The organism is Agrobacterium sp. CNPSo 2736 (assembly GCF_004005385.1).
GTDB lineage: Bacteria > Pseudomonadota > Alphaproteobacteria > Rhizobiales > Rhizobiaceae > Agrobacterium > Agrobacterium leguminum.
In genome coordinates, this window is the sequence record NZ_RZTX01000024.1 from 40,214 (window position 1) to 47,374 (window position 7,161).

Here is a 7,161-nt window from a genome sequence, read left to right on the forward strand (position 1 = left end):
TGATCAAGCCTCCCCGGACACGAAATCGGCGAGGATGCCCTCGTCGGCGGCAATATCGAGGAAGGAATAGCGATTGCGCATTTCACGGCAATGCAGAACCGACTCGCGGTAGAACTCCACCGGCAGACCGAGATCGGCCGCCGTCATCGGCCCGCCCGCATCGCGAAGCAGTTGCTCCATTTCCACAACAGGCAGCGCGAAAGCCTGCAACTCCCGACGAAGGGTCGGCCACAAGTCAGCGAATTTTTCGTTCATCGCGGCGGCGGCGCGCGCGTCGAACAGTTTCGGCTGGATTTCCGCAAGGCAATGCGCGGCGATATCGCCGCCCATGCGCCGCGCCATGTCGGCCGGATCGATCACGCTCGGCCGGATGACCGGCGGCGTTTCGCTGGCGAGGTAATGCGCCTGCAGCCGCGCCATGGTCAGCGTCGCAACGCCGACCTGCTGCCCATGCAGCGTGCCACGATGGCGCTCGCCCGCGAAGCAGTCGATATAGTGGGAAATCTGATGCTCGCCCATCGACCCGTGGTTCGACATGCCGGTGAAGGACACGCCGAGACCGCAAAAGGCCAGCACGCGGTGCAGATAGCCATTGGCCGCAACATCGCCGGCGGCAAGCCCTTTCGCGCGGGCATTCAGCTCCGCCTCATCCTTCTCCTGAAGAATATAGGGAACGGTCGAATAGAGACTGCCGAGCAGGCGGTGCGACATCCACCAGTCGATCTGCGCGACGGACCGCACCAGGCAATCCGCAAAGCCGGACGCCGAAAGATAGGTGGGCGCAGCGGCCGTCACGCCCAGATCCACGAAGAAACCGGCCGGCGCATGGGACGGCAACGAGACCTTCAACCCGTTTTCGAGCGTGATCGAGGCCGTCGTCGAGGTGTAGCCGTTCATCGACGCGGCCGTCGCGAAAACGGCGTAACGCCGGTCCGTCTTACCGGTCACGAATTTGCAGAGATCGTTGATCGTGCCGGAGCCGACCGCGATCACCGCCCCGGCATGTTTCAGCTTTTCGGTGAGGTCGGCCACGGCGGCCATGTCGGCATGGGGATGATCGAGGATCACCGTTTCGACCGGGCCGAGCGCCTTGAGCGCCGCCGCCACCCGCGACCCCATGGCATCCCAGGTATCGGGATCGGCAACGACAGTGAAGCGCTCACCGAGATCGAGACCCGCGACAAGACCGGCCTCCGCGCCGTCGAGCGTGTCTTCGATGACGATCTTTTCATAGGGAACGGTGGCGCGCTTGCCGGTTTCGGGGTTGGTCCAGTTGCCAGCCACCAGATCATCGATCAGCGCCGTCCAGCCGCCCTGAGGCGCCTCCGTGCCCAATGCCACCGTCATCGCTGTTTCCATCTCCCAAGCCCTCGTCTTCCACGTCCATTTTCAACAAGTGACAACATCATCTGTCATTTGTCAATACACATGACAAGAGCAGTTGACAAATGACACCTGCTTGCGCCAGATAGCGGCATGACACAGGAAAGAACTTCAGGAAGACCGGCCGGAGAAACCGGGGCCATAGTGCCCACGGAATTCGGCGACGCCATCATGTGGGCCGCCTGGCTCTATTATGCGGATCAGATGACCCAGAGCGAAATCGCCAAGCAGCTCGGCGTTTCGCGCGCGACAATCGTGAATTATCTGCAGGAGGCCCGGGAGCGCGGCGTCGTCTCGGTCCATATCAGCCCGGCCGCCGGCAGCCGCACCACGATTGCCCGGGCGCTGATGGAAAAATACCGTCTCGACGGCGCCTTCGTCATACCGAGCGCTGACGAGCAAAACCTCGCCGACCGGCTGGGAGACGCCGGGGCGCGGGTTCTGGCCGATATGCTGGTGGATGGCGATACGATCGGCGTCGCCTGGGGCCGCACGGTGCTGGCCGCCGCCGACCGCATTTCGCTGACCCGCCCGGTCACCGATCTGACGGTGGTGCAGGTTTCGGGAAGCTCGACGGGGGAGCGCGATTTTTCGCCGGAATTCTGCACCTCGCTCCTGTCAAACCGCATTCATGCGCGCTGCGTCAACCTGCTTGCACCCGCCTTTCTGACGACGCGGGAACTCAAGGCCCAGCTGCTTGCCGAGCCTATCCTCAAGAAGCAGATGGAATTGGTGCATTCGACCAATCATGTGCTTTTCGGTGTCGGCGATATCGGGCCGAAGAGCACGGTGCGTCTATCCGGCATCGCCAGTAAAGAAGAGATGGAAGATTATGTGGCGCGCGGCGCCGTCGCCGTCATCATCGGCCGCTTCATCGGCGCGGATGGCCGCCCGCTCGGCGGCGATCATGACGATCGCATGGTCGGCATCACGCTCGATGAGCTGCGCCGGGTGCGCAACCGCATCTGTCTGGCGGGAGGATCGGCCAAAATCGCGGCGATCAGGGCGACGCTGAACGCCGGTTACGCCACGCATTTCGTGACGGACATGGCAACGGCCGAAATCCTGTTGTCCGGCTGAGGCTGCGACAGGGCACCCGGATGGCGAGGGAGACGCCGCCCGGCGACAAAGGCCCGTAACACTGCGAATTCACCGGGCCGGCAGAAAGCGGAACCGGAGCATGGGATGGGAGGAGCGCTTATGCAGTACAGGGAACGCTATGTCGTCGGCATCGATTCATCGACCCAGTCGGTGAAGGCGATCGCCTGGACCATGGACGGCGCCCCGCGCGCGGAAGGTCGCGCGCCGCATGTCATCAGCACGCCTCACCCTTTGAAAGCGGAACAGAATGCGGAAGATTGGTGGGCTGCCGCCATCGACGCACTGAAATCCCTCACCCGGCAGGTCGCCGCCGACAGCATCGATGGCATCGCCATTTCCAACCAGCGCGAAACCATGGTCCTGCTCGATGCCGAAGGCAGGCCGCTTGCTCCGGCAACGCTTTGGCTGGACCGCCGCGCCGCCGAAATGGTTCCCGTGCTCGCAAACGAACTTGGCGGCAAACGCATACACACCATTTCGGGAAAGCCGGTCGATGTCATTCCCTGTGTTTATCGTCTGCGTCATCTGCGCGAGACCGATCCCGCCCTCCTCGACAAAGCCGCGCAGATACTCAGCGTCCATGATTTCCTCGTACAGAAACTGACGGGAGAAGCAGCCGCAAGCTGGACGAGCGGCGATCCCTTCGGCATTTTCGACATCGAGAAAAAAGCCTGGTCACACGAAATCCTTGACCATCTCGGCATCCCGCCGGCAAAACTCCCGCCCGCCCATCGCCCGGGTTCCCTCATCGGTCACGTGACGGCAGATGCCGCATCTTCGACAGGGTTGCGGACCGGCACGCCCGTCTATGCGGCAGGGGGTGACGGCCATTGCGCGGCTCTCGGCGTCGGCGCCATCAGTTCCGGCATCGCCTATCTCAATCTTGGAACCGCCGTCGTGGGCGGTCTTTGGTCACCGACGGCTGAACTGAGCCGATACTGGCGCACCCTCACCTCGCCGAGCGGGGAAGGTTATCTTCTGGAGAATTGTCAGCGCGGAGGCGCCTATTTCATAAACTGGTTGCTAGAAACCTTCGCGGGGAGCCGCAGCAGCGCGGAACTTTTCGGAAAACTCGAAGCGGAGGCGCGCGGATTACCGATAGGCTCGGGCGGGGTCACCGTTTCAACCTATCTCCTAGGCTGTATGGACCCCCATTGGGATATGACCGCACGCGCCGCTTTCGTCGGCATGGGCCCCGAAACCGGCATGGGTCATCTTTATCGCGCCTCTATCGAGGCGATCACGCTGGAGTTTGTACGGTCGCTCGAACAGATGCGCGCTGCCGGGATTGAAGCAGATCGCATATTCGTCATCGGTGGCGGTGCCGAAAGTTCGCTGTGGCGGCAGATAGTGGCAGACGCGAGCGGCCTGCCGGTGATCCGCAGTCTCTCCAATGAAGCCTCGGCCCTTGGCGCCGGGATCAGCGCAGCTGTCGGTCACGGCTGGTACGAAAATTTTGCAGCAGCAACCAACGCCATGACCCGCCTTGCCGAGCAGGTTGATCCGGATTTGCATGCGCGTGACGATTGGCGCGCCCTTTCAGCACGTCAAAGCGGTCTCTATCCCGCCTTACATGGCGTCATCTAATTCCTTCCACAGTTCTCAACGCTGTTTGACCTCGATCGCAGTTGCGATAATGAACGCAAAATGCACGCTGTTGATTTGCGCTAAGAGCTGACCCGGGACGGCGGGAAAATATCACTCAGAATTGACCCATGTTTCAATCCCCTGTGGTTTCAGCAGGGGGCTCTGGAGTGATCGGCATGGCGTTACTGAGCGTAATCCGACGCTGGCATTTTCGGGATCAGCTATCGATCCGGGAGATATGTTGCAGGACGGGCCTATCCCGGAATGCCATCAGCAAATATCTGCGTGCCGGCGGCGTTGAGCCGAAGTTCAGCGTCCCGGAGCGGCCGAGCAAGCTTGATCCATTCGCGGATCGACTATCTTGCCCGGCTGAAGAGGAATCGAAACAACGCGACGCGGCACGTTTGTCCCCCTGGCGTTTGAGCCGGGTGAAGCTTTCCAGTTTGACTGCTCTGAGGATTGGGCGATCATTGGCAATGAGCGCACCAAGCTGCAGGTGGCACATACGAAGCTGAGCGACAGCAGTGCCTTTATCGTCCGGGCCTAATTAAGTTGGTGCGTAGCGATCTTGATGCTGCGCATCTTACGTCCGTTCTCCGCTTCCACATCTATGATTTAGCGGTCGCAGGCCTCAACTGCTCTGTCATCCGGACGGCACGTTGTCTGCCAATCTGCAACATGGCGATACTGGCAAGAACCAGAACAATTGCGGCAATTTCCTGTATGCCGACTTTCTCGCCGGCGGCCCAGCCGATTAGCAATGCAACATTTGGCGTGATATAGGTCGCGCCCGAGGCTGCTACCGCGCCCAGTTCTTGCAGCAAAAAATAGTAGATCAGGAAAGCCATTCCCGTTCCCAGGACGCCGAGACCTATGGCAACACCAGCGGCGGCGTGCCAGTTTTGCAGAATGTTGCCCATTCCCGTTCGATCGGTGACAGCTAGGAGCAACAGCAAGGCCACGCCCGTTTGCCATGTGGCAAGCGCAAGGGGCGGCAGATTGTGGGGCGGCAGGAAACGACGGACATAGACGTATGAGACGCCGAGAATTGTAGTCGCAGCCAGCATCCACGCCACCCCAGTCAAGTTGATAGTTCTGTCTGTCACTTCCCAAGGCTGCGCAATGAGGACGATGCCCGCGAACCCCACTAGCACACCGCCGAGCATCAAAGCATTTAACTTTTCAGTGCGCAGGAATAAGAGAGTCGCGATGGTCGTGAAAATTGAGATCGATCCCCATTCCGCTCTCAAGATGGCTTCCCCTCGGCAGTTCATCAGGGCTAAATCAATCTAGCCGACATGTCCGGCGAAACGGGGGCACTCCAAGCGCCATGACAAGAAAATGCGGTAAGTGCCGGGCCTGATCGCGGTGAACCACACCTTTTTGCCACGCGACGAAGGCCAGTGGCAGGAACCCGAAAAACACACGCAAGAGCGTTATTTGCAAAGGTGTTATCAGCTCGGCCGCCCACTTCATGTAGATGAAGTTCGAGCCCCAAAATTATCCAAGGAGAGCGAATACGAGATATGTAAAACGCATAAGTTTGCCTCGTTGCTACGGAGCTAGGATGAAAGATCAAAGGCTTTGCCAAAACGGCGCAAGGCCGGATTTTCGAATAAAAATAATTACACCCGATACCGGTCAATCTGGCATAAGTTTCATTGTAACCTGCATGTAGAAATTCTATCATCTGCGATATGAAGTCTCTTCGTGCACTTCCTCCTCTTAATGCTTTGCGTGCCTTCGAGGCCGCAGGACGACGACTGAGTTTTAGAGCCGCGGCTGACGAACTTGGTGTTACGCAGGGCGCGGTTGCCCAGCAGGTTCGCGGATTGGAGACGAAGCTTGGCTTCCTGCTCTTCCAACGCCTGCGACGGGGCGTGCAGTTGACCGAGAGAGGGGCGGTCTATTTCTCTGAGGTCCACCGGGCCTTTGAGCAACTTATCGCGGCGACGGACACCGCGCTGTCGCGGAAGCGGATTGTGACGGTTAGCGTGACGCCGACATTTGCGTCGAAATGCTTAATCCCTAACCTGCCCAATTTCTCTGTCGAATATCCAGATATCGAATTGCGCGTACTTGCGACTGATGCGGTTTCTGACTTTGAACGAGATGGCGTTGATCTTGCTGTGCGCCTAACCAAACCGCCATTCCCGTTGGGGCAGGCCGCAGAATTTCTGTTCTCCGACATGATCGTGGTGGGTAGTCCCAACCTGATATCAAAGTGCTCGCTTCCGTTGACAGCACAGGACCTCGCTGAATTCACGCTGCTCAACGATGGTCAGGCTATTTGGACGACGTTACTTGGCGATCACCAGGCATGGGCGGAGCTTCATATTAACCAGGCTGCTCTTGTGATCGAGGCGGCGATGTCCGGTCAAGGATTGGCAATGGCAAATCGTGTTTTTTTGGAAGATGCTCTTAGCTCAGGGAGATTGGTGCAGGTGGTGGATAACATCGTCGCCACTCGGCTACTATCTGGTTCTTCCGAAGAAGACGCACGATGATGCGGCCTTAGCCGTTTCACGTGGATTCGGGAGCATGTTGTTTAGGCGCAACCGAGCCAAAACGGTTGCACCCGATCCGGAGCGATAGGGTCGCTGCCGTTGCCGTGTGCCGACCTGCTCAAAGTCCGACTCCCCGGCCAGCACAGGTCTTTACTGTTCGGCAGCCCCTGTTGCCTCACTGGCCAGTACAGTAGGCGGGCGTAAAGCGTCCGGACGCGGCGACCGGCATTAGACGCCGCAAATGGACGGCAGTTGACATTGGGCACGTTTTCGAACGAGCTTCTTCGCCTTGAACGGAATCGAACCGCTGACCCGTTGTTACTACGCGCCAATGGGAGACATGGCTTCGCATTTCAGTCGCGGTCGTGTTTCGGCCCCATCGCTACAACGATGGACCGATCCATGTCTTAGTGAACCGTCAGTGTCCCCCCACCTTTGCGTTGGAGGTGCGTGCACCCGGAGTAAATCCGCGCGCCCGTCCGGACCAGGCGATCAAAAGGGCGATGATCAGCAAAACGGTCAGCGCCCATGGAAACGCCGTTTGGCCATAGGCGTCCAAAAGAATACCGCCCATGATTCCACC

5 protein-coding genes and 1 pseudogene are annotated in these 7,161 nt (G+C 59.4%); 4 read left to right on the forward strand and 2 right to left on the reverse strand.

The features are described 5' to 3' along the window. Positions 1–3 precede the first annotated feature (3 nt). The gene (locus EM858_RS25305; RefSeq protein WP_245483045.1) at positions 4–1,347 is read right to left on the reverse strand and encodes a sn-glycerol-1-phosphate dehydrogenase; all 1,344 of its coding nucleotides are present in this window, start codon (positions 1,345–1,347) and stop codon (positions 4–6) included. Between the two features lie 129 nt (positions 1,348–1,476). Here EM858_RS25305 and EM858_RS25310 point away from each other — a divergent pair, with 129 nt between their 5' ends. From EM858_RS25310 to EM858_RS27485, 3 genes and pseudogenes are all read left to right on the forward strand, one after another. Then, positions 1,477–2,463, forward strand: coding sequence for a sugar-binding transcriptional regulator (locus tag EM858_RS25310; RefSeq protein WP_127758375.1), 987 nt, complete (start codon positions 1,477–1,479; stop codon positions 2,461–2,463). 120 nt (positions 2,464–2,583) lie between these two features. Then, positions 2,584–4,071, forward strand: a complete 1,488-nt coding sequence (locus EM858_RS25315) for an FGGY-family carbohydrate kinase (RefSeq protein ID WP_127758376.1) — start codon at positions 2,584–2,586, stop codon at positions 4,069–4,071. A gap of 176 nt (positions 4,072–4,247) precedes the next feature. Then, positions 4,248–4,615: pseudogene (locus EM858_RS27485) on the forward strand (IS21 family transposase); the annotation flags it as partial. A 64-nt stretch (positions 4,616–4,679) separates the two neighbouring features. Here EM858_RS27485 and EM858_RS27335 read toward each other — a convergent pair. Beyond that, the gene (locus EM858_RS27335; RefSeq protein ID WP_280960152.1) at positions 4,680–5,237 is read right to left on the reverse strand and encodes a DMT family transporter; all 558 of its coding nucleotides are present in this window, start codon (positions 5,235–5,237) and stop codon (positions 4,680–4,682) included. A gap of 531 nt (positions 5,238–5,768) precedes the next feature. Here EM858_RS27335 and EM858_RS25330 point away from each other — a divergent pair. Then, a complete protein-coding gene (locus tag EM858_RS25330; RefSeq protein WP_127758377.1) occupies positions 5,769–6,578 on the forward strand; it encodes a LysR substrate-binding domain-containing protein in 810 nt (269 codons plus the stop codon). Positions 6,579–7,161: the final 583 nt, after the last annotated feature.